The sequence below is a fragment of the Maribacter sp. Asnod1-A12 genome, from assembly GCF_045063735.1.
Classification (GTDB): domain Bacteria; phylum Bacteroidota; class Bacteroidia; order Flavobacteriales; family Flavobacteriaceae; genus Maribacter.
Map to the genome: position 1 here is coordinate 4,123,231 of NZ_JBEFNZ010000006.1, position 22,114 is coordinate 4,145,344.

Consider the following 22,114-nt stretch of genomic DNA (forward strand, 5'->3'; position numbering starts at 1 on the left):
TCTCAGTTTTTTGATAGGTCTTTATGTTTTACCTTTGTTGCTCAAATTTTATTCCAAAAATGTTGGAAAACAAAACAATTTACATACTTGCTATAGAATCTTCTTGTGACGACACTTCTGCGGCAATTTTAATGAACGATAAAGTGCTCAGCAATGTTGTGGCTACCCAAGCAATTCACGAAGAATATGGCGGGGTTGTACCTGAACTTGCTTCAAGAGCGCATCAACAAAATATAGTCCCCGTCGTTCATCAAGCTATAGCCAAAGCAAATATCGATAAAAAACAATTATCAGCCATAGCATTTACACGCGGACCTGGACTTATGGGATCTTTACTCGTGGGCACCTCGTTTGCAAAATCTTTATCGTTGGGCCTACAAATACCTCTTATCGAAGTTAATCATATGAAAGCCCATATTTTAGCTCATTTTATAAATGACGAAACTATGACAACTCCTTCATTTCCCTTTTTAGCTTTAACAATTAGTGGCGGGCACACACAGATTGTTCAAGTCAACGATTTCTTCGATATGAAAATTATTGGACAAACCTTAGATGATGCCGTTGGCGAAGCATTTGACAAGAGTGCAAAAATTTTAGGACTACCCTACCCTGGCGGACCATTAATTGATAAATATGCTAAAAATGGAAACTCGAGTAAATTTGATTTTCCAATACCAAATGTTAAAGATTTAGATTTTAGCTTCAGCGGATTAAAAACTAACATTCTATATTTTATACAAAGAGAAACCAAGAAAGACCCCGATTTCACCAAAAATAATCTTGAAGACATTTGTGCATCGATACAATACACAATCATTACAATTTTGATGAAAAAATTGAAAAAAGCCGTTAAGCTAACTGGTATCAAAGAAATTGCTATCGGAGGTGGGGTTTCCGCTAACTCCGGCATCAGAGAAACATTAACCGAAGCTCAGACCAAATATGGATGGAAGACCTATATACCCAAATTTGAATACTGTACAGATAATGCTGCCATGATAGGTATTGTAGGGTATAAAAAATATAAGGAAGAGAAATTCTCACAGCAAGATATTACGGCAAAAGCTAGATACGTTATATCATAGTCAACTAAATAAATAACATGCAATTATTTTACAATCCTGATATTAAAGACATTGACACTACTTTCACTTTCGACAGTAATGAAAGTAAGCATATCGTTAAGGTTTTAAGAAAAACCAATGGTGATGAATTATGGATTACCAACGGAAGTGGTTACTTATTTGAGGGCAAAATAATTAACCACGACATTAAAAAATGTGAAGTTGAACTTATATCTTCTAAAAAAACATATCCAAAATCTCATCGGCTACATATAGCTGTTGCACCAACAAAAATGAATGATCGTTTTGAGTGGTTTTTAGAAAAAGCTACCGAAATAGGTATTGATGAAATAACACCAATAATTTGTAATAGATCTGAACGAAAAGTTATAAAACTTGAGCGAATGCAACGTGTATTAGAGTCTGCTATGAAACAATCTCTACAAACCTATTTACCCAAATTAAATGAACCTATTAGTATCTCTGAGTTTTTAGACAAACCTACATCTGAACTTCAATTTATTGCACATTGTGAAGATACTGAGCGTCATGAGCTAAAAAGAAGGGTCGCTGCAGATAAAGATGTAACCATATTAATTGGTCCTGAAGGTGATTTTTCTCCAGAAGAAATAAAATATGCCATACAAAAAGGCTATGCACCAGTTGCCATGGGCAAAACAAGATTAAGAACAGAAACTGCGGCAATTGTAGCCTGTACGATTATCGCTACAATCAATAACGGATAATACTAAATCGATTCTTTAACAGCTCCTGTAATATCAGCATTATCATTTTCTATCAGCAACATTAAAATAAGCTTTTCATCTTTCTTGACAATCTTTGGAATAGTAATAGATCCAACTATTGAATTACCATTAGGCTCTAAGTATTTCTCAGCCACAACAATATTTGAATTTTTCAATGTTCTATACCTATTTTCTCCTCTTTTTACCTCTGTAATTCTTTCGTTCAATAATAAAACGGCGCGTATTATCTTACCTTCTGTAGCTCCTTTTATTTTGTAAATAAAATTCACTTTGCCAGCTTCTCTATCCAATTGTTGAGACATCAAGCGATTAGACGAGCCCTTTGCTGCATATTTTTTTATAGCGCCTTCAACTTTAACTCTATTTGAACCTACCAAATGCTCCTTTCCGTTCACTACTAATTCTGGAGTGTAATTACCCCTATACCCAAGCTTCCAATTATATTTACTTTGTTTGACGGTGAAGTTTTCATTACTAAACGGATCTGCCCAACCGATATAGTCCCAATAATCCACATGATAGCTTAGTACAAAAACATTTTCCGGGTACTCATTTTTAAACTTTTCCAATAATACATCTGCAGGAGGGCAACTAGAACAACCTTGAGATGTAAATAGTTCCAGAACAACTATACCATTATCTGTACTTTCTAAAGTATTTGAAGAAATAGCAATGTCAACTTTATTATCTTTACTTGGTTCAGAATTTATAAAGGACATGAACAAAAGTGATATGCCTAAAAACATGATTAAAATGAGTTTCTTTGTAAACATAGTATTGAAATTAGATAGTATATTATTCGCAATAAAATGAGAAAACTTACATTATTTCTTGTATTTACAATCTCGTCGTGGTGCTTACCAGCTTTCTCGCAAGAAATAGCTATTCTAAAATACCAAGGTGGTGGCGACTGGTATGCCAACCCTACAGCACTACCAAACTTAATTAAGTTCTGTAATAATAATATCGAAACAACCATAAAAAATAAACCAGAAACCGTTGAAGTTGGCAGCAGCTCTATATTTCAATATCCTTTTCTACACATGACAGGTCATGGTAATGTGGTTTTTTCAAATGAAGAATTAGAAAACTTAAGAACTTATTTACTCTCAGGTGGATTTTTACATATAGATGATAATTATGGTATGAAACCGTATATCACCAGAGAAATCAAAAGACTTTTCCCTAATAAACCACTAGAAGAACTAGGAGCCGATCATTCAATATTCTCAAACACTTATCCTTTCCCTAAAGGATTGCCAAAAATTCATGAGCATGATGGGCAGCGCCCACAAGCATTTGCAATTTCAAATAATGATAGAATTGTTTTATTATTTACCTCTGAGTCAGATCTAGGTGATGGATGGGAAGACCCTACAGTGCATAATGACCCGGTAGAAGTGAGAAAAAAAGCACTACAAATGGGCGCCAATATTATATCCTATGCTTTTAAAAATTAATCAATGACATCAAAAACCATCTCACAAGGCATATTAAGAGCTATAGGAGTTTTAGTAGGTATTGTTTTGGTACTTTACTTTCTTTACATCATACAATCGGTTCTAGCGTACTTAGCCATTGCCGCTGTAGTTGCTTTAATCGGAAGTCCAATTGTTCGTTTTTTCAGGCATCGATTAAAATTACCCAATATATTGGCTGTAATTATTACTATGTTTTTTATGGTCGGTTTATTGGCAGGTATTGTAGCACTATTTATTCCCTTATTATCAGAACAAGGAAAAAATTTATCATTACTTGATATAGATGAATTGCAAAAAAGCTTGAATACATTATATCATCAAATAACAAACCATTTAGGTGTTTCCTCACACATAGTAGAAGATGTTATTGATGACAGCGGTTTAGAAAAAAATATACTGCAAGGGTTAGATATTGGGTTTATTCCTAATTTTTTAAATTCTTTTTTAAATGTTTTAAGTACTGCCAGCATCGGGTTGTTTTCAGTTCTATTCATTTCTTTTTTCTTTTTAAAAGACAGTAAATTATTCGAACATGGTTTGCTAATATTTATACCTAAAACTAAAAAACAGGGCACCACCAATTCCATAGGTAAAATTAATGGTTTACTGTCTAGATATTTTGTTGGTCTATTACTTCAAATATTCATTCTATTCGTTATTTATACTATAGTGTTATTAATTGTTGGAATAGAGAATGCTGTTGTCATTGCATTTTTATGCGCACTGTTCAACATCATACCTTACATTGGCCCTATAATAGGTGGCGTAATCATGTTAACATTGACCATGACCAGTAATTTAGGCTCAGATTTTAGTGAAGTAATACTCCCTAAAACAGGTTATGTTTTTTTAGGGCTTTTAATCGGGCAGTTAGTAGATAATTTTTTCTCACAACCTTTCATATTCTCCAACAGTGTTAAATCTCACCCTTTAGAAATTTTCTTGGTTATTATAATTGCCGGGCTGTTATTCGGTGTCGTAGGTATGATAGTTGCTGTACCCGGCTACACTGCCATTAAAGTAATACTTAAAGAATTTCTATCTGACAATCAAATTGTGAAATCTTTGACTCATAATCTCTAGACCGTTGTGAATGATGATATATTAAAAAGTGATGTACAGCAGTTTATAAAAGACAATCTAGCAACTGACATTCACAAAATTCTTTTGTCTAAGTCTAAATTTGAGGGCGTAACTTCAAAAGAGTTAGTTGAACAAATTGAATCTAAAATAAAATCAAAAACAAAACTACCAACATGGTTTAACTCCAAAAACATCTACTACCCTAACAAATTAAATCTTTCACAAACATCTTCAGAAATAACTGCCGATTATAAAGCATCTCTGTTTAAAGGTAATATGATTGTTGATGTTACCGCAGGTTTCGGCGTAGACTCCTACGCATTTTCAAAAAAATTCAAGCAAGTAATACACATTGAAAAAAGCGAAGAACTCTCTAAAATTGCGAATTACAATTATAAACAGTTAGGCGTAAATAACATAGAATGCATTTCAACAGACGGTATATCTTATTTAGAAATCACCACCAACACCTTTGATTGTTTATATATCGATCCGTCTAGAAGAGATAAAGATAATAAGAAAGTTTATTACCTATCTGACTGCGAACCCGATGTGACGGCACAATTATCTTCTCTATTATTAAAAACAGTAAACATTCTTATAAAAACAGGTCCGTTGTTAGATTTAAAAAACGGGTTAAGAGAATTGAAACATGTAGAAGAAATTCATATTGTAGCTATAAATAATGATGTTAAAGAAGTGCTTTGGCTAATTCGAAAAGGTTTTAATGAAGAACCAGTCATAAAAACCGTCAATTTCAAAACAAACAACATACAGAAATTTAAATTTCGACTTTGTGACGAGCAAAAAGCAAAACCAACTTACTCTTTACCTCTAGCTTACATTTACGAACCTAATGCCGCCATACTAAAATCTGGTTCATTTCAGTTTTTAAGTGAATTTTACAATTTAAACAAAATACACCCTAATTCACATCTTTATACTTCAGATCAATTAATTGAGTTTCCTGGTAGAATTTTCAAGGTAATTAAGATACATGATTATTCTAAAAAGTCATTTAAAAAAGAAAGTATCACCCATGCCAATGTATCTGTTAGAAATTTTCCAGATTCTGTTTCTAAGGTCAGAAAGAAATTGAGCATTCAAGATGGCGGCAAGAACTATCTTTTTTGCACCACAAACATTGATGAAAACTTAATTATAATTTCTTGTTTTCAAATTTTTAAAAATTAAAAAAATCTAACAATTAGATTTTTAAAAATACTTCGAATCAACTATTTCCTTGATAGTTTGGTCCTCAAACATTTATCCCTGAAAATTACTTTTTAACGTATTTTTAATCTATAAATCTGTATAAATTTGTTAAAATTTTAACTTAATAATCTCGAAATTTTAACATAGCTAAATTATTGATAATGTAATAATTAGGGCTATTTATACAGATTATAACAATAACAACAAGGCATTTCAATTTTTAATAGCTGATAATTTAACGCACGATAATTATATGTATTTGAACTAAAATTGCTATTATTATACCGGATTTTGATTTTTTTAACATTTAACGACTGCAACTGTAAATTTTAAAAGGTCAATTTCCACACAATTAATTTAAACTAACAAACAACGATTATGAATCTAAAACGTGATTACACGTTGATGAAATCCAGAAAAAGGTCTTCCTTTTTTAAATCTGGAATTTTGTCAATGATTGTTTGCTTAAGTGCACAATTGGCTCAAGCAAATGAAAACACAAGTACTTCGAACGAAATTGAGGTAAAAACACTTCAATCAACCATTACAGGAACAGTTCTTGATGAAACGGGACAACCATTGCCAGGTGCCAATGTCATAGAAAAAGGTACAACTAATGGTACACAAACAGATTTTGATGGAAATTATACCTTAAATGTATCTGATGGGGCAACATTAGTCTTTAGTTACATAGGGTTTAAAAGCACAGAAGTAGCCGTTAATGGGCAATCTACCGTTGATGCGACTTTAGCTGAAGATGCTGCTGCACTTGACGAAGTTATCGTTACTGGATATTCAACACAAACTAGAGGCGATTTGACAGGATCTGTAGGCAGTGTAGATATTTCTGAAGCAACCAAAGCTCCAATTGTTAATGCTGCAGAAGCATTACAAGGTAGAGTTTCTGGTGTTACAATAACCAACAATGGTTCACCTGGATCTTCTCCGGTTGTAAGAATAAGAGGTTACGGTACAGGTAACAGCAATGATCCACTTTATATTATTGACGGTGTACAAACGGACGATGCCAGTATACTAAATACTATAAATCCTGCTGATATCGCTCAGATGAACGTTCTTAAAGATGGTGCTGCAGCTATATATGGAGCAAGAGCATCTAACGGGGTTGTTATTATAACTACTAAAGGTGGCGGTTATAATATGGATACTGCACGTATTTCAGTTGATACATACACCGGATTCTCTACAGCTACAAATTTACCGGAATTGTTAAACACCGAACAACATGGAGAAATGATTTGGCAAAGCATCTTAAATGATGGAGGTACACCTTCTCATGCACAATACGGTGACGGTGTTAACCCTGTCGTACCAACAGTTTTACAAAGAACTCCAGATGGTATTACCGCAACGGTAAAGCCTAATGGCGGAACTGACTGGTTAGATGAAATCTACAGAACAGCAGTTACACAAAATGCTTCTATAACTCTTGAAAATGGTAATGAAAAATCTAAGTTTTTGTTTTCAGCCAGTTATTTAAATCGTGATGGTATTCAAATTCACACTGGGTATAAAAGAGGATCTACTAGATTAAATTCTGAATTTAAAATTGGGGATAGAATTAAAGTAGGAGAACATACCAACATTTCTTTCTCAAGAAAGAGTGGTGGTCAGTCTTGGTACAACATGGCTACAAGAATGTCCCCGTTAGTTCCTGTTTATGATAATGATGGCGCCTTCGCTGGTAATTACAGTAATGACACAGGACTTTCAAACCCGAACAATCCAGTTGCACAGGCTACAAGACAAGCTGATGATTTCGAAAAAACACTAAGGGTTTTTGGTGATATTTATGCTACTCTTGATATTGCAGATGGCTTACAATTCAAAACTTCTATCGGTGGTTCTATTAAAGCTTATAATGATAGACGTTTTAATGCTTTGAATCCTGAATCATCTGAACCGATAGCGACCAATACACTTACTGAAGCAGATCAAGATACATATGAATGGGTTTGGAATAACACTTTAAGTTACAACAAATCTTTTGGTGATCACAACATTAATGCATTAGTAGGTATAGAAGCATTAAATGTAACAGGAAAAGGAAAGGAAATTTCTAGAACAGATTTTTTCTTTGAAACTCCTGAGTATTATTTATTAGAAAATGGTGGTGGTGCAGCTAATGTAGCCTATGCATATGACAATGCCTCTTCCTTATTTTCTGTTTTTGGAACGGCAAACTATAGCTATAACGGCAAGTATTTACTAACAGCTACTGTTCGTCAAGATAGATCTTCTAGATTTTTAGGAGACAATCAAAGTGATATATTTCCTTCTTTCAGTGCAGGCTGGGTTGCTAGTAACGAAAACTTTTGGCCAGATGACGCTATAATGAGTAGATTAAAGTTTAAAGGGTCATGGGGCCAATTAGGTAACCAATCTCTTCCGGTAGATAACCCTACTTACAATATTTCTGTTTTAAGTGAACAATATGCTAATTATGGCTTTAACGGTAGTGGTAGTGTTACACAGGGAGCTCTTTTAGAATCAGTAGGTAATGAAAACTTAAAATGGGAAACTAGTGAAACTACCAACTTCGGTTTAGAGCTTGGTTTCTTTGACAACAAATTAAACCTTGAGGCTGAATATTTTATAATCAAAACTCAAGACTTAATTAGTCAAGACAATAGTGCATTCAGTAGTACTTCAATTGCTGCAAATGCTCCATATGTAAATCTTGGTTCTATCCAAAACAAAGGTATTGATGCGAGTCTTAGCTTTGCTGATGAATTAAAATCAGGTTTTAGATACGGTATCGATGTTAATTTCTCTAGTTATAAAAATGAGGTTATTGATTTAATTAGCACTTTTCAAGTAGGGTATGAAAGTTTTAGAACTACCGGTGCTGTTACAAGAACTCAAGAAGGACAACCTATTTCATCTTTTTATGGTAGAGTTGTTGAAGGCATTTTTGCTTCTGAAGCTGAAGTAAACGCAAGTGCTGATCAAGGTTTTACGAGTGCAGCAGATGGCGTTGGAAGGTTTAAGTACAGTGATTTAAATGGTGATGACGTTATAAATGATGAGGACAGAACATTTATTGGGTCTCCTCACCCAGATTTCACTTATGGTTTAAATTTAACAATGGCATATAAAGGTTTTGATATGTCAGCATTCTTCCAAGGGTCTCAAGGAAATGATATTTTCAATAACGATAAGGTTTACACAGATCTGCCAACATTCTTCAATGCAAATAGAAGTGTTCGAGTTTTAGATTCGTGGACGCCAGATAATCTTGATGCAACTTTACCAGCTCTTAGCCAAAGTATTACAAATAATGAAGGCTCAGCAAACTCTTTCTTTGTAGAAGATGGTTCTTACATGCGTATGAAAAATCTTCAAATTGGTTATACTTTCGATGATAAAGTATCAGGTTTATTAGGAATGGATAGTGTTAGATTTTACCTTCAAGGAACCAACCTATTCACTATTACAGGATATGATGGTATCGACCCAGAATTACAACCAAGGTATAATGATAATGGATCCATTGATAATTTCACTATAGGTGTAGCAGATAACAACTACCCTACAGCCTCAATTTATTCATTAGGTGTTAACTTAAAATTTTAAAAAAAATGAAGAAAAATATAATTTATTCAATAACACTTACATGCATAATGTTAGGTGCCTGTAGTGATGACTTTACTGACATTGCTCCAACAGGAGCCCTCTCTGACGATGCCCTGCAAAACGCAACAGGGGTAGCCTTGAAGTTAACTGCGGCCTATTCGGCAATGGATGGAGAACGTATTGACCGATTAGGTGAAGGAACTGCCGCCGGAGGAGATAACTGGTGGACAGATGTCGTTTCTGATGATGCTCACAGAGGAAGTACCGATGGGGATAACACAGAGCTATTTCAAGTTGAAACTTTAGATTGGCAAACCGGTAGCGGCTGGTTTCTTGGACGATGGAGTGCACTTTACGGTGGTGTAAATAGTGCCAACGCAGTACTATCACTAATTCAACAAATACCAGATGGTGATTTTTCTCAAGAACTAGGAGAAGCATCATTTCTTAGAGGTTATTATAATTTTGAATTACAGAAATTTTATGGAAACCCATCTTTTATCTCTGTTGAAAATTTAGATAATCTTGAATTCAACCAACCAAACCCTGGTCCACTTTGGACTGAAATTGAGGCTGATTTTCAAACTGCTATCGATAACTTAGATTCTGAAGTTGTAACAGGAAGAGCAAATTCTTGGATTGCAAAAGCATTTTTAGGCAAAGCTTATTTGTATCAAGAAAAATGGGATGAAGCTTTTGAATTGTTAAATGAAGTTGTTACCACTGGTCCTTATTCTTTAAATGCAGAATATGTAAACAACTTTAATTTTGCGGGAGAAAATAGCTCTGAATCAATGTTTGCTATTCAGTTTGTTTCTGATGATGGACAATCTTATAATGGTAACGGTGCTGGTACATTAAACTTCCCTGGTGGTGGACCCTTAGAAACCTGTTGTGGTTTTTACCAACCAACACAAGATTTAGTAAATGCATATCAAACAGATGAAACTACTGGTCTTCCTTTGTTAGACACTTTTGCTGATACTGATGTTACTAATGATTATGGTATTGAAAGCGCTGAAGCTTTTACCCCACATACAGGTCCTCTAGACCCAAGATTAGATTATACCGTTTCTAGAAGAGGTATAGACTATAACGGTTTTGGCATAAACCCAGGTAAAGAATGGATTAGAGCTACCTTTACAGATATATCCGGACCTTACTTACCAAAGAAAAATGTGTATCAAGCAGACGAAGTTGATGACAACCGTGGTACCGGTGGTTGGGGATCTGATTGGTCTGGTATTAACTATAATGTTATGCGTTACGCAGATGTACTTTTAATGGCTGCCGAAGCTGCAGTTGAAAAAACCAGTCCGGATCTTACTATAGCTCTTGAATATGTTAATCTTGTTAGAAACAGAGCAAAAAATATGACTTATGTGCAAAATGAAGCTGGAGATGATGCTGCTGCAAATTATGTAATCGAACCATATGGTACATTTGCAGGTCAAGATTTTGCTAGAAAAGCAGTGCGCTTTGAGCGTCGCTTAGAGTTTGGTATGGAAGGTCATCGTTTATTTGATTTAAGAAGATGGGGTGTTGCTACCGAGGTGATTAATACATACATCGCCAACGAAGGAGAAGATTTTTATGATTCTGGTTATGCTTCTAAGTTCAGAACATACACAGAAACATTCGACTTATTCCCTATTCCAATTAATGCTATTGATGGTAGTGGTGGAATTTTAACTCAAAATCCTGGATATTAATTAAATTTTATATTCATCTATTGCTATTATAAAGAAGAGAGGCTGTTTCATGAAACAGCCTCTTTTTTATTATCTTTAAGCTGACTAAACTCAACAAATCAATTTATATTTTATAGACCATATTTACAACAACTATAAAATTTTCATATACCCCTCTTCCCTATCAGCATGAAAAATATTTTGTCAATTATATTACTAGTTTTAATAACACTTTCTTCGTGTAGCAAAACAGATACTAAACTTTTTTCCAAAATTAATTCTGATTACACAGGTATTACTTTTAATAATAAAATAGTAGAGACAGATAGCTTCAATATCCTAACCAGTGAATATATTTTTAATGGTGGCGGTGTTGCCATAGGTGATTTTAACAATGATGAAAAACCTGATTTGTTTTTTACAGGAAATCAAGTTAGCAACAAGCTTTATTTGAATAAAGGAGATTTAAAATTCGATGATGTAACTGAAATTAGTGGCACATCCGCAACAAACAAATGGAAAACAGGTGTAGCTATTGTTGATATAAATAATGATGGGTTTTTAGATATATATATATGTGCCGCTATGTATTCCTCTAAGCAAAGTAAAGCAAACATGCTCTTTGTTAATCAAGGATTAGATGAAAATGGTATACCGATTTTTAAAGAATTAGCTCAAGATTATGGAATAGCAGATATTGGCAATAGTATGAATGCAACATTCTTTGATTATGACAAAGATGGTTTTTTAGATCTTTACGTCTTAAACAATGTTGACGTCCATGTACTACCATCTAATTATAGAAAAAAAATTACAGACGGTACAGCTTTAAGTAATGACCGTTTATATCATAATAATGGGAACAACACATTTACAGATGTAACCATTGAAGCTGGTATTACTATAGAAGGCTACGGTTTAGGCATAGCCGTTGCAGATATTAACAATGATGGTTGGTCAGATATTTATATTAGTAATGACTACCTAACAAATGATATTCTCTACACCAACAACCAAAATGGAACTTTTTCTAACAACATTGATGACCAAATAAAACATCAAAGTAAGTTTTCTATGGGTAATGATATTTCTGATTTCAATAATGATGGATATTTAGACATTATCACATTAGATATGTTAGGAGAAACCAATTACAGATTAAAAACTACTATAAGAGACACAAAATACAATGACTATGTCATGAACAAAAGGTATGGATACAGTCACCAGTATATGCGTAATATGCTTCAAGTAGGTCAAGGTCATAACGTACCTTTTAGTGAAATCGGTCTTTTAGCCGGAGTTTCCAAAACAGATTGGAGCTGGTCTCCGCTATTTTTTGATGCAGATAATGATGGATATAAGGATTTATTTATCACTAATGGTTTCCCTAGGGATATTACAGATTTAGATTTTGGTGAATTCAATTTTAATGTACGGCGCTTTTTAAGTCCAAAACAAATTTTAGATTCCATACCTGTAGTTAAAATTCCTAACTACTCCTTTCATAATTCTAAAAAAGGAACTTTTAATGATTCAAGTAATAAATGGGGTCTTGATATTCCGTCATTTTCAAATGGTGCAGCTTACTGTGATTTTGACAATGATGGAGATTTGGATTATGTGGTTAACAATATTAACGACGAGGCCTTTTTTTTTAAAAACAACACTAACGACACCGAAAACATAAACTCACATTTTATAAAGATTAAGTTAATTGGACCTGAAGATAATAAAATCGGAATTGGCTCTAAGATAGCATTAAGAACTATCAAAAATGAATTTCAATATCATGAACAATATCTTACAAGAGGCTATATGTCTTCTGTAGATGATATAATACATTTTGGGCTATATAACAATACCGACGTAAAATCTTTAGAAATAGTATGGCCTGATGGTAAATACCAAAAATTAAATCAAATCGACATAGACACCACAATTTCATTAGACTATAAAAATGCTACTGACGTAAATGAAAATTACCTAGAATTTCCTCTAGTAATAAAAGAATATTCACCAATATTCAAGGAAGTTTCCAACTCTATCGGAGTTATATATGAACATGAAGAACAAGACATGGTCGATTTTAATGTTCAGAGAATTTTACCTAAAAAATTAACTCAAAACGGACCATGCCTTACCAAAGGGGACATAAATGGTGACGGATTTGAAGATTTTATCATAGGAAGCTCATCTGGCTTATCTCCTATAATATTTACTCAAGATAAATCAGGTAATTTTTCTGATGAACCATTATTTACGGATGAATACGATAAGACTTTTGAAGAAGAAAGCATGGTTTTGTTCGATTTAGATAATGATGGTGATTTAGATCTGTACCTTGTTTCAGGAAGTAACGAGTTTATGAAAGGTAAAGAGTTTTACACTGATAGACTAATGATTAATAATGGAGAAGGTGATTTTGAATTGAGCCATAATAACATGCCAATCATTCAAGCTAGTGGTTCAATTGTCGTTGCTGGTGATTTCAATAATGATGGTTATACAGATCTATTTATTGGTGGCCGTACTCCATTTGCTCAATTTCCAATTGCAGAAAATAGTTTCCTTTTAATTAATGAAAATGGAACTTTAAAAGACGTTACCAAGTCTTTAGCTCCTGAATTAAGAAAGATAGGTATGTTAAATGATGCCGTATGGGAAGATATAAATAATGACGACAAACTTGATTTAATTGTAATTGGAGAATATATGCCAATTACCATCTTTATCAATGAAGAAATAGGATTCAAAAAACTTGAAGAAACAGGGGTTGACAGTCTATTAGGGTGGTGGCAAAGTATTAAGGCTACTGACTTCGATAAGGATGGTGATATTGACTTTATAGTTGGTAATTTAGGAAGGAACAATAACTTTCAAGCGAACAAGGAAAGACCTGTAAATATACTTTATAAAGATTTTGACAATAATGGTACAATTGACCCAGTTGGCTTTTCTTATTTAAGACAAAATTATGATGACACAACATATATCTCTGCACCCGTAAATTTTGGCGGTGATCTATTTGGTCAAAGTCCGTTATTTCGCACAAAATTTAATCTGTATAAAGAATATGCAAAAACTACACAATCTTCATTGTTCACAGAAGAAGAATTATCAGAAGTCAATATATTAACAGCAAATTTTGACCGTAGTATTTACCTTGAAAATTTAGGTGACGGAAAATTTAATTATAAAGAATTGCCAATTGAAGCACAGTATTCAACACTTAACAGTATGGAAATCGCGGACTTTAATAGCGACAGCAATGACGATATATTATTAGTCGGAAATGATTTTGGCAATGAAGTTTTTGTTGGTCGGCATGACGCTCTTAATGGGCTATTGATAGTCAATGACGGCAAAGGAAATTTCAACACCATCTCTACCACCGAAAGTGGCTTTTTAGTACCGGGGGATTCTAAAAGTATTTTAAAGGTCAATAGCAATAAAAAAGACCAGCCATATTATATAGTCACTCAAAATAGAGATTCTGTTCAAGTGTATCAGAAGAACTAAATCTTATACTATTTTATTTTAACCAAAGCTATATTTCATCTATGAAATATAGCCATAATCAAACGTTTAAATTTGGTCAATATTCTATGTAGAAATAATAAATACTGTACTTATACTTCAACAATTTGACTAATAATTATTTCTACAACAACTTTCACTGATATTTTTCTTTGTAATCAAGATATTTACAATACAGTTATTACTTCTAATAATCGACAGACAACACCTACAAACCCATCAATAACATCACAATACAGCTTAAAGTAAATTCATAATAATAACGTTCAATTATTGGTTATTTTGTTATTATTTAACTAATATTATGAAAATATTGTTAATTATTAACACACATTAAGAATTAACAATAATTCAATCACTTAACAACAACAACTTATTATGAAAAAAAAACTAGATTTTAAATCTGTAAAATCCAAGGAGAAAAGATTTGTCTTAAAAACCGGATTTCTACTGATTTTAGCTTCTATTAGCCTCCAAGGCATTAGAGCAAGTGAAAAAACGAATGAGGTCACAACTAGCCTACCCACAACGGTTCAAACTACTGTTACAGGTACAGTTCTAGATGATTTAGGCACTCCTTTACCTGGGGCCAGCATTGTAGAAAAGGGTACTACTAATGGAACTCAAACAGATTTTGACGGTAATTTTAGTATTAATGTAACACCTACTTCAACTTTAGTTGTAAGCTATGTTGGTTTCAAAACTGTTGAAATTTCAGCTAGTTCATCGCCTATTTCAGTAACTCTAAATGAAGATGCTGCGGCATTAGATGAAGTAGTTGTAACGGGTTATGGCTCTCAATCTAAAAGAGATGTTACCGGCTCTGTTTCCACTGTAGATGTGGAGGAACTTAACGCTGTTCCCGCAACTACTTTTGCCCAACAATTACAAGGTAGAGCTGCCGGTATAGGTATTGTAAACGATGCCACACCAGGCGGTGAGGCTACTGTTAGAATTAGAGGTTTTGGTACAATTGGTAACAATGATCCACTTTATGTTATTGATGGGGTACCATCAAGATCGCAAGCAAACCTAAATCCTAATGATATTGAATCATTACAAGTACTAAAAGACGCATCTGCCGCATCGATATACGGCTCAAGGGCTGCTAACGGAGTAATTATAATTACTACTAAAAAAGGAAAACTAGGTAAACCCGTAATAACATATGACACATATTATGGTTTACAATCCGGACTTGGAGAAGTTGAAGCATTAAATGCTGCTGAATTAGGTGAATATCTATATTTAGCAGATTTATATGCAGGAAAAACCCCTAGCCATGGGCAATATACATTTGGTGCAAATGGAGAAATTGGTATTCCCGATTATGTTTTTCCAAGTGGTGCGAATGAAGGTGACCCAGGTACTAATCCTGAATTATACTCATTAGAAGAAGGTAATATTTATGCCATTGTACGCTCGGCCGATACAAATTGGTGGAAAGAAGTAACAAGAACAGCGCCAATTTTGAATCATCAAATATCCGCATCTGGTGCAACTGAAAATGCAAGATATGCTTTTACATTAGGCTATTTTGCTCAAGATGCGATAACTAAATTTGTAGGCTACAATAGAACCTCTATCAGAGCTAATACAGAATTTAAAGCTTTGGATAAAAAATTGACCATTGGCGAAAACTTAACGGTTAATTTTGACAATAGAAAAGGTGGCTTTGGAAATGATGAAGAACAAAATGCCGTATCTGGTTCTTACAAACATCATCCCCTATTACCTATTTATGATATTGCAGGTAATTTTGCCGGTAGTAGAGGTGCCAACTTGGGCAATAACTTTAACCCGTATGCAACTTTGTTCAGAGAACAAGATAATAGAACATATCGTTTAAGGGTATTCGGTAACGTGTTTGCTTCTTATGATCTTACAGATGACTTGCAAGTAAAAACTAGTTTTGGGGTAGATGCAACTGGGGAGAGAGGTAGATACCTAAGCAGACAAAACCCTGAATATGTAGAAGGTAATTTTATAAGTGGATCAACCTCAACCAATAGCTATGAATATCAATGGCAATGGAATACGGTTTTAACCTATTCTAAAACTTGGAATGAAGTACATAATTTTGACGCATATGTAGGTGTAGAAGGTATTGAGGCTTATGGTGAAGAATTTGGTGCTAGTAGAAATGGTTATGCATTTGAAACCTTGGATATTCAACGCTATTTAGATTTAGGTGATGCTACCACAGCCAGTAATTACGGATTCGCTTTTACAGATTATACCTTATTCTCAGAATTCGGAAAACTAAATTACAACTATGATGGTAAATATTTGGCACAATTCATTTTAAGAAACGATGCATCATCCAGATTTCAATCTGCTTCAAGAAGTGCAATCTTCCCTGCATATAGTTTAGGTTGGAGGGTTTCTGATGAAAAATTTATGGATAATATTGAATCAATTAATGAATTAAAAATTCGTTATGGTTGGGGTAAAACAGGTAACCAAGAAATTGGAGATTATAACTCTTACACGACATACCGATCCAATATTTTCAATGCGGGCTATCCTATTGACGGTGCAACCGGCGCTCCAACTTTAGGCTTTGACGTTCAAAGCTATGGAAACCCCGATGCAAAATGGGAAACAACAACTTCTAATAATATAGGCATCGACTTATCAATGTTCGGTAATAGATTTAATTTAGGATTGGATCTATGGGATAGAATAACAACTGACATGTTGTTTAGAAGGCAAATAACCTATACGGCAGGTGATGCGCAAGCGCCTTTCTTTAACGTTGGTGAAATGACCAACAAAGGGGTAGACCTGCAATTATCTTGGGATGATAAAAAAGGAGATTGGGGGTATGGTGTAAGCTTCAATCTTTCTGCTTACAAAAACGAAGTCAACAGATTAAGTGAAACTGATGATGGTACCATATTATTTGGAGATGCCTCGAGAGTACCCTCTTTAACAATTACCCAAGTTGGAGAACCTATTTCTTCTTTCTACGGTTTTCAAACAGAAGGTATTTTTCAAACACAAGCGGAAGCGGATGCATGGCCTACTTATGGTAGCTATAATGCTCCTGGTAAATTAAAAATCACAGATGTTAACAATGATGGAGAAATTAATGATGATGACAGAACCATTATCGGTAGTCCGCATCCAGATTTCACATATGGAGTTAATTTAGATTTTAGTTACAAAAATTTAGCTTTAAACATTTTTGGCAACGGATCAAAAGGTAACGATATATATAATTACGTTCGATATTTTTCAGATTTTAACACATTTCAAGGTAATAGATCTCAAAGAGCCCTATATGATGCATGGCAACCAGCCAACCCATCTGCGCCCGTTAGTGAATGGGTAGCGGCAAACCCTAATGCAACTGTACCTATTATGGATGCAAATGATCAGATCAGCAGTAGACCTTCTTCGTATTTTATTGAAGACGGAAGTTATTTCAGGTTAAAAAATGTTCAGTTAACTTATACTTTCCCAACAGATTTAATGGAAAAAATAGGTATTTCAAGAGGTCAAATTTACGTACAAGGTCAAAATTTAGCTACTTGGACAAAATACACCGGCTTAAATCCAGAAATTCAAGCAGGTAATAGAGACGACGCAACCCTAGGGTTCGATGGCGGCTATATGCCAGTTTCTCGAACATATACGTTAGGTCTAAGATTAACTCTAAACTAAAACACAAATAAGCTTCTTATAGCTATGTTTTACCAAAACATTTAAAATTTTAATGATGAAAAGAAAAAACTTAATACTCATAATATTTATCTGCATTACCACATTTATAGTTGGGTGTAGCGATGAATTTTTAACACGAACTCCAGAAGGTCAATTTGCCACTAACAGCCTAGAAACAGAAGATGGTCTTGATGGAATATTACTAGGAGCCTATGCAATGATCGATGGTGCTGGATTAGATGACACAGCAGATTGGAATGTAACCGTAGAGAACTGGGCATTTAATATTGCATCCGATGATGCTTTAAAAGGAACGGATGCTGGCGATCAACCAGAACAATCTTTTATAGAAGCTTATGATTTCCAATCTTTTAATGGACATATCACCAATAGGTGGAGATCTTTGTTTAAAGGTGTAGCTAGAGCAAATAATGCAATTAATGCTGCAAATAGTCTAGACGAACTATCTGATGAAAAGAGAACACAAGTAATTGCAGAAGCTCGTTTTCTAAGAGGTATATTTCATATGGAAGCTCGTAAAATGTGGAGAATGCCCCCATATATCAACGAAGAGAATTATATTCTAGATGATGTAGAAAGCACGAAAGTTCCTAATGACATAGAAATTTGGCCTTTTATTGAAGCCGATTTTGAAGCCGCCGCAGCCAGTTTACCTACAACACAAAGCGATGTGGGTAGACCAACAAGTTGGGCCGCTAAAGCCTTTCTTGCCAAATCTAAAATTTACCAAGGTTGGGATGATAATGGTGTGCCAAACACAACGAAACTTGGCGAAGCAAAAGAAATTTTAGATGAAATAGTAAATTCTAATACATACAGCCTTACAGCAAAATTCGAAGACAATTTTTTAGTCGCTACTAGAAATAACCCAGAATCTATTTTTGAAATTCAATATGCTGTAAGTAGTGCTGCAGACCAAGCGTCTAGTAGAGGTATGGGACTTGCTCATCCTTACACCGACCCTTGGGGTTGTTGTGGTTTTTATCAAGTTTCTCAAAACTTAGTAAACGCCTATAGAACAGAGAACGGGTTACCCTTAATCGAAAATTTTGATTCTCAAGATATTTCAATTGACACAAATGATGATGGCACAAGTGCAGAAACTGCCACTTTAGACCCAAGAATTGATCATACTTTAGGTAGACCAGGTATACTTTACAAAGGCTTTAAAATTTATCAAACTGATTTTGTTCGAGATTTATCTTATGCAGGTCCTTTCTTCTCCAAAAAACATGTTGCCGAACCGGAAGGTTATGGTGTTGGTGGATGGGGAAATTTATCAGCAAATAATTACCGGTACATGAGGTACAGCATGATTCTTTTGTGGTTGGCCGAAGCAGAAGTTGAAGTAGGTAGTTTAGAAAGAGCTCGCGAACTAGTCAATGAAATTAGAACTAGAGCAGCAAATCCTATTGGTTTTGTACCTCTGGCCACTCAAGGTACTGACCGAAATGATTACACTATCGTTGAAGGTGAAACCGCCGCTAACTATGAAATATCAACATATGACACCGCATGGTCTGATAAGGATACAGCCAGAGATGCAGTTAGATTTGAAACCAGACTTGAATTTGCAATGGAAGGTCATCGCTATTGGGATTTGGTGCGTTGGGGTATTGCCGCAGAAACATTAAATAATTACCTAGCTAGCGAATCTCAACATAGAACTTATTTAGTAGGTAAATCATTTACTGCAGGAAAAAACGAGTACTTCCCAATTCCAAGTCAAGCAATCGACAGATCAGCTGTAGATGGGCAACCTACACTAACACAGGATCCTGCATATTAAAATTTAGATAGTATTGTTAATTGTTAGTTGTGTAGAGAGTGGTTATTTTTTTAATCACTCTCTATATTTTTAAAGCAATTATAGCACTATTCATAAACCCCTATTAGATGTGTTCGTATATACACGGGAATTTCATTTATCTCCTCTTCTAACTTAAGCTTCATAACTTCAGAAGAAACTAACGGCATATGACAACTAATACAGTTCTGAGAAAGTGTATGCCCAGTATCGTTGAAAACAATATTCTTACTGTGACATGATACACATTTAGCATTAAAAACACCAAGATTACCACGCTGGTTGACATGAGGGTCATGACAGGTAACACAATTCATTTGAGGAGAATTAACAAAGCATTCGCTTTGACTTAAAAGCCCAATTTGATTACCATGAACATCTAATTTCAAATTGATATTGTAATTCTTATAATTTTTTGAATATAGTGCTAATGTATCTCCAGATACAAAAGAAAAAGGATTACCCTTTAGTTGTTGCGCCTGAAGTCCCGAATGGCAAACTGCACAAGCATCTAGCCGTTGTTGTCTTGAATAATCATTGTAAGTATCTACAAAACTTCCATTTTCAGCATTTGGGTTTTCTCTTTGATATTTTACATGTTTTTCTAATGCACCATGACAACGTTGACAATCGACACCCAATAACATCTTTTCCTTAATATATTGGTTATCATTATTATTGTGTGTAGCAAATGTTACATGACATTTTAAGCAGTTATCATCTACTTTTCTATTGGTAAAATGATTTGGAAAATTAGGACTATTCACCCAAGAGCCTGTTGGTTGAAAATATGATACTTGTAATTGTAATAATTCATCGTCTCGCCATGTAAGGTAGCTTTGCCCTTTGACACCAGACCCAATAACAAGGTCAATTTTCGATTTTATGGCTATGGTATCTCCAAATTTAGCTTTCGAATATTGATAAAATTGATTGTTCTCTTCAATCATTTTGAATTGAACACCTTTAAGATTCAATTCATTATACCCTTTTTCAAAACTACCTTTTATAAACTCCGATTCCGAAAGTTGAGAAGTATTATAATGAGCCGTTTTTAAATGCGAATTATAAATTTCTTCATGACACTCTAAGCAAGTTTCTGATGCAACAAAATTTTGGTTATTATAATGCGTAGCTAAAACTTCCGGATTCAAATATTCAGAAACTTCAATTGAATTTTTTAAATAAAATATGACATACAACAAGAGTAATCCAAAAACTATAGATAAAATAATCTTTAAATTTTTCTTCTTGTTCATTTAAATCAATTGTTACTTTAATTCTTGCTGCATGAACCAATCATATAAAGCTTCAGTTTCGTAGGCTTTTATCCAAGAGCTATGACCTACATTGGGGTATCTTGTAAAAATAACCTCATATCCCATTTCTTGTAACTTAGCTACCATATTTTCAGATTCTGAGAAAGGTATAGACTTATCTTGTTCTCCATGAAAAACCCATATAGGCATATCGCGGTTGATCCAAGAAGCATAAGGTAATGGTGCCATACCACAAACTACTGCCATTGCTGCAAAAGTATCTGGATACTGCACTGCTAGCTCCCATGCGGCACCACCTCCCCTGCTTAAACCTGTTAGATATATTTTTCGTTTATTTATTCTATTATTATCAACGATAGAATCTAATAACTGTTTAACAGCCCTTGTATTCCACCACTTCTTAGCATTCGGATTTTGTGGTGCTAGTATCAAAAAAGGAAACTTTTTACCTTTAACTATTAATTTCGGAGGTCCATTTCTTTTTACCGTAACCAAACTGTCACCAGATTCACCACCGCCATGAAGAAATAATAAAATAGGATATTCTTTATCAGTTTCTTCATAATCATCGGGATAATATAAATAATATGCAAGATTTTCTTTTACATTAGTTTGCATTTCAGAGTCTATAAGATTAGGTTTTTCTTGAGATGCACAACCTTGAATAATTACCAATAAAAAAATATATAAAACAGATTTTATCATCTATATCTAAATTTACTATCAAATGTACCCTAAAATTACACTCTTATAAAGTTAAAGTATTTTGAGATTATTTTATACTTTACACGGTTAGACGCAAAAAATTGAAGAACTATTATATTATTTACATAATAATAGAAAGTAATGGCAACTAAGGTTTGTTGGACCAACAATATCTTTTGACCATTTCTATG

General features: G+C 34.0%; 13 protein-coding genes. 10 read left to right on the top strand and 3 right to left on the bottom strand.

Annotation, left to right across the window (positions count from 1 at the left end; all coding sequences use genetic code 11):
* Window positions 1-62 precede the first annotated feature (62 nt).
* Window positions 63-1,088: a tRNA (adenosine(37)-N6)-threonylcarbamoyltransferase complex transferase subunit TsaD gene (tsaD, locus tag ACJJVP_RS17665; protein ID WP_405416228.1), complete on the top strand. Its 1,026-nt coding sequence runs from the start codon at window positions 63-65 to the stop codon at window positions 1,086-1,088.
* A 17-nt stretch (window positions 1,089-1,105) separates the two neighbouring features.
* Window positions 1,106-1,813: a 16S rRNA (uracil(1498)-N(3))-methyltransferase gene (locus ACJJVP_RS17670; RefSeq protein ID WP_405415858.1), complete on the top strand. Its 708-nt coding sequence runs from the start codon at window positions 1,106-1,108 to the stop codon at window positions 1,811-1,813.
* Window positions 1,814-1,815: 2 nt separating this feature from the next.
* Here the strand turns inward: ACJJVP_RS17670 and ACJJVP_RS17675 are convergent, their stop codons facing one another.
* The gene (locus tag ACJJVP_RS17675; RefSeq protein WP_405415860.1) at window positions 1,816-2,607 is read right to left on the bottom strand and encodes a DUF1223 domain-containing protein; all 792 of its coding nucleotides are present in this window, start codon (window positions 2,605-2,607) and stop codon (window positions 1,816-1,818) included.
* A gap of 36 nt (window positions 2,608-2,643) precedes the next feature.
* Here ACJJVP_RS17675 and ACJJVP_RS17680 point away from each other — a divergent pair, with 36 nt between their 5' ends.
* From ACJJVP_RS17680 to ACJJVP_RS17715, 8 genes are all read left to right on the top strand, one after another.
* Window positions 2,644-3,294, top strand: coding sequence for a DUF4159 domain-containing protein (locus ACJJVP_RS17680; RefSeq protein WP_405415863.1), 651 nt, complete (start codon window positions 2,644-2,646; stop codon window positions 3,292-3,294).
* A 3-nt stretch (window positions 3,295-3,297) separates the two neighbouring features.
* Window positions 3,298-4,398, top strand: coding sequence for an AI-2E family transporter (locus ACJJVP_RS17685; RefSeq protein ID WP_405415866.1), 1,101 nt, complete (start codon window positions 3,298-3,300; stop codon window positions 4,396-4,398).
* Between the two features lie 6 nt (window positions 4,399-4,404).
* Window positions 4,405-5,592, top strand: a complete 1,188-nt coding sequence (locus tag ACJJVP_RS17690) for a THUMP-like domain-containing protein (RefSeq protein WP_405415868.1) — start codon at window positions 4,405-4,407, stop codon at window positions 5,590-5,592.
* Window positions 5,593-5,991: 399 nt separating this feature from the next.
* Entirely contained in the window at window positions 5,992-9,210 is a 3,219-nt protein-coding gene (locus ACJJVP_RS17695) for a SusC/RagA family TonB-linked outer membrane protein (RefSeq protein WP_405415869.1), read from the top strand.
* A gap of 5 nt (window positions 9,211-9,215) precedes the next feature.
* Window positions 9,216-10,922 (top strand): RagB/SusD family nutrient uptake outer membrane protein, encoded by a 1,707-nt coding sequence (locus tag ACJJVP_RS17700; RefSeq protein WP_405415872.1) that lies wholly within the window; start codon window positions 9,216-9,218, stop codon window positions 10,920-10,922.
* Between the two features lie 168 nt (window positions 10,923-11,090).
* Entirely contained in the window at window positions 11,091-14,423 is a 3,333-nt protein-coding gene (locus tag ACJJVP_RS17705) for a VCBS repeat-containing protein (RefSeq protein WP_405415874.1), read from the top strand.
* Window positions 14,424-14,819: 396 nt separating this feature from the next.
* Window positions 14,820-18,110: a SusC/RagA family TonB-linked outer membrane protein gene (locus ACJJVP_RS17710; RefSeq protein ID WP_405415876.1), complete on the top strand. Its 3,291-nt coding sequence runs from the start codon at window positions 14,820-14,822 to the stop codon at window positions 18,108-18,110.
* 55 nt (window positions 18,111-18,165) lie between these two features.
* A complete protein-coding gene (locus tag ACJJVP_RS17715; protein ID WP_405415878.1) occupies window positions 18,166-19,920 on the top strand; it encodes a RagB/SusD family nutrient uptake outer membrane protein in 1,755 nt (584 codons plus the stop codon).
* An 86-nt stretch (window positions 19,921-20,006) separates the two neighbouring features.
* Here the strand turns inward: ACJJVP_RS17715 and ACJJVP_RS17720 are convergent, their stop codons facing one another.
* Both ACJJVP_RS17720 and ACJJVP_RS17725 read right to left on the bottom strand, forming a co-directional pair.
* A complete protein-coding gene (locus tag ACJJVP_RS17720) occupies window positions 20,007-21,197 on the bottom strand; it encodes a multiheme c-type cytochrome (RefSeq protein ID WP_405415881.1) in 1,191 nt (396 codons plus the stop codon).
* A 12-nt stretch (window positions 21,198-21,209) separates the two neighbouring features.
* On the bottom strand, window positions 21,210-21,923 hold the full coding sequence (locus tag ACJJVP_RS17725) for a prolyl oligopeptidase family serine peptidase (protein WP_405415884.1): 714 nt from the start codon (window positions 21,921-21,923) through the stop codon (window positions 21,210-21,212).
* Between the last annotated feature and the right edge of the window lie 191 nt (window positions 21,924-22,114).

What these genes read in the sequence shown, in the direction of transcription:
- ACJJVP_RS17680 (WP_405415863.1), top strand. Translation starts at nt 2,644, where the DNA reads ATGAGAAAACTTACATTATTTCTTGTATTTACAATCTCGTCGTGGTGC.
- ACJJVP_RS17710 (WP_405415876.1), top strand. Translation starts at nt 14,820, where the DNA reads ATGAAAAAAAAACTAGATTTTAAATCTGTAAAATCCAAGGAGAAAAGA.
- ACJJVP_RS17720 (WP_405415881.1), bottom strand. Translation starts at nt 21,197, where the DNA reads ATGAACAAGAAGAAAAATTTAAAGATTATTTTATCTATAGTTTTTGGA.
- ACJJVP_RS17705 (WP_405415874.1), top strand. Translation starts at nt 11,091, where the DNA reads ATGAAAAATATTTTGTCAATTATATTACTAGTTTTAATAACACTTTCT.
- ACJJVP_RS17675 (WP_405415860.1), bottom strand. Translation starts at nt 2,607, where the DNA reads ATGTTTACAAAGAAACTCATTTTAATCATGTTTTTAGGCATATCACTT.
- ACJJVP_RS17685 (WP_405415866.1), top strand. Translation starts at nt 3,298, where the DNA reads ATGACATCAAAAACCATCTCACAAGGCATATTAAGAGCTATAGGAGTT.
- ACJJVP_RS17695 (WP_405415869.1), top strand. Translation starts at nt 5,992, where the DNA reads ATGAATCTAAAACGTGATTACACGTTGATGAAATCCAGAAAAAGGTCT.
- ACJJVP_RS17700 (WP_405415872.1), top strand. Translation starts at nt 9,216, where the DNA reads ATGAAGAAAAATATAATTTATTCAATAACACTTACATGCATAATGTTA.
- ACJJVP_RS17725 (WP_405415884.1), bottom strand. Translation starts at nt 21,923, where the DNA reads ATGATAAAATCTGTTTTATATATTTTTTTATTGGTAATTATTCAAGGT.
- ACJJVP_RS17715 (WP_405415878.1), top strand. Translation starts at nt 18,166, where the DNA reads ATGAAAAGAAAAAACTTAATACTCATAATATTTATCTGCATTACCACA.
- ACJJVP_RS17670 (WP_405415858.1), top strand. Translation starts at nt 1,106, where the DNA reads ATGCAATTATTTTACAATCCTGATATTAAAGACATTGACACTACTTTC.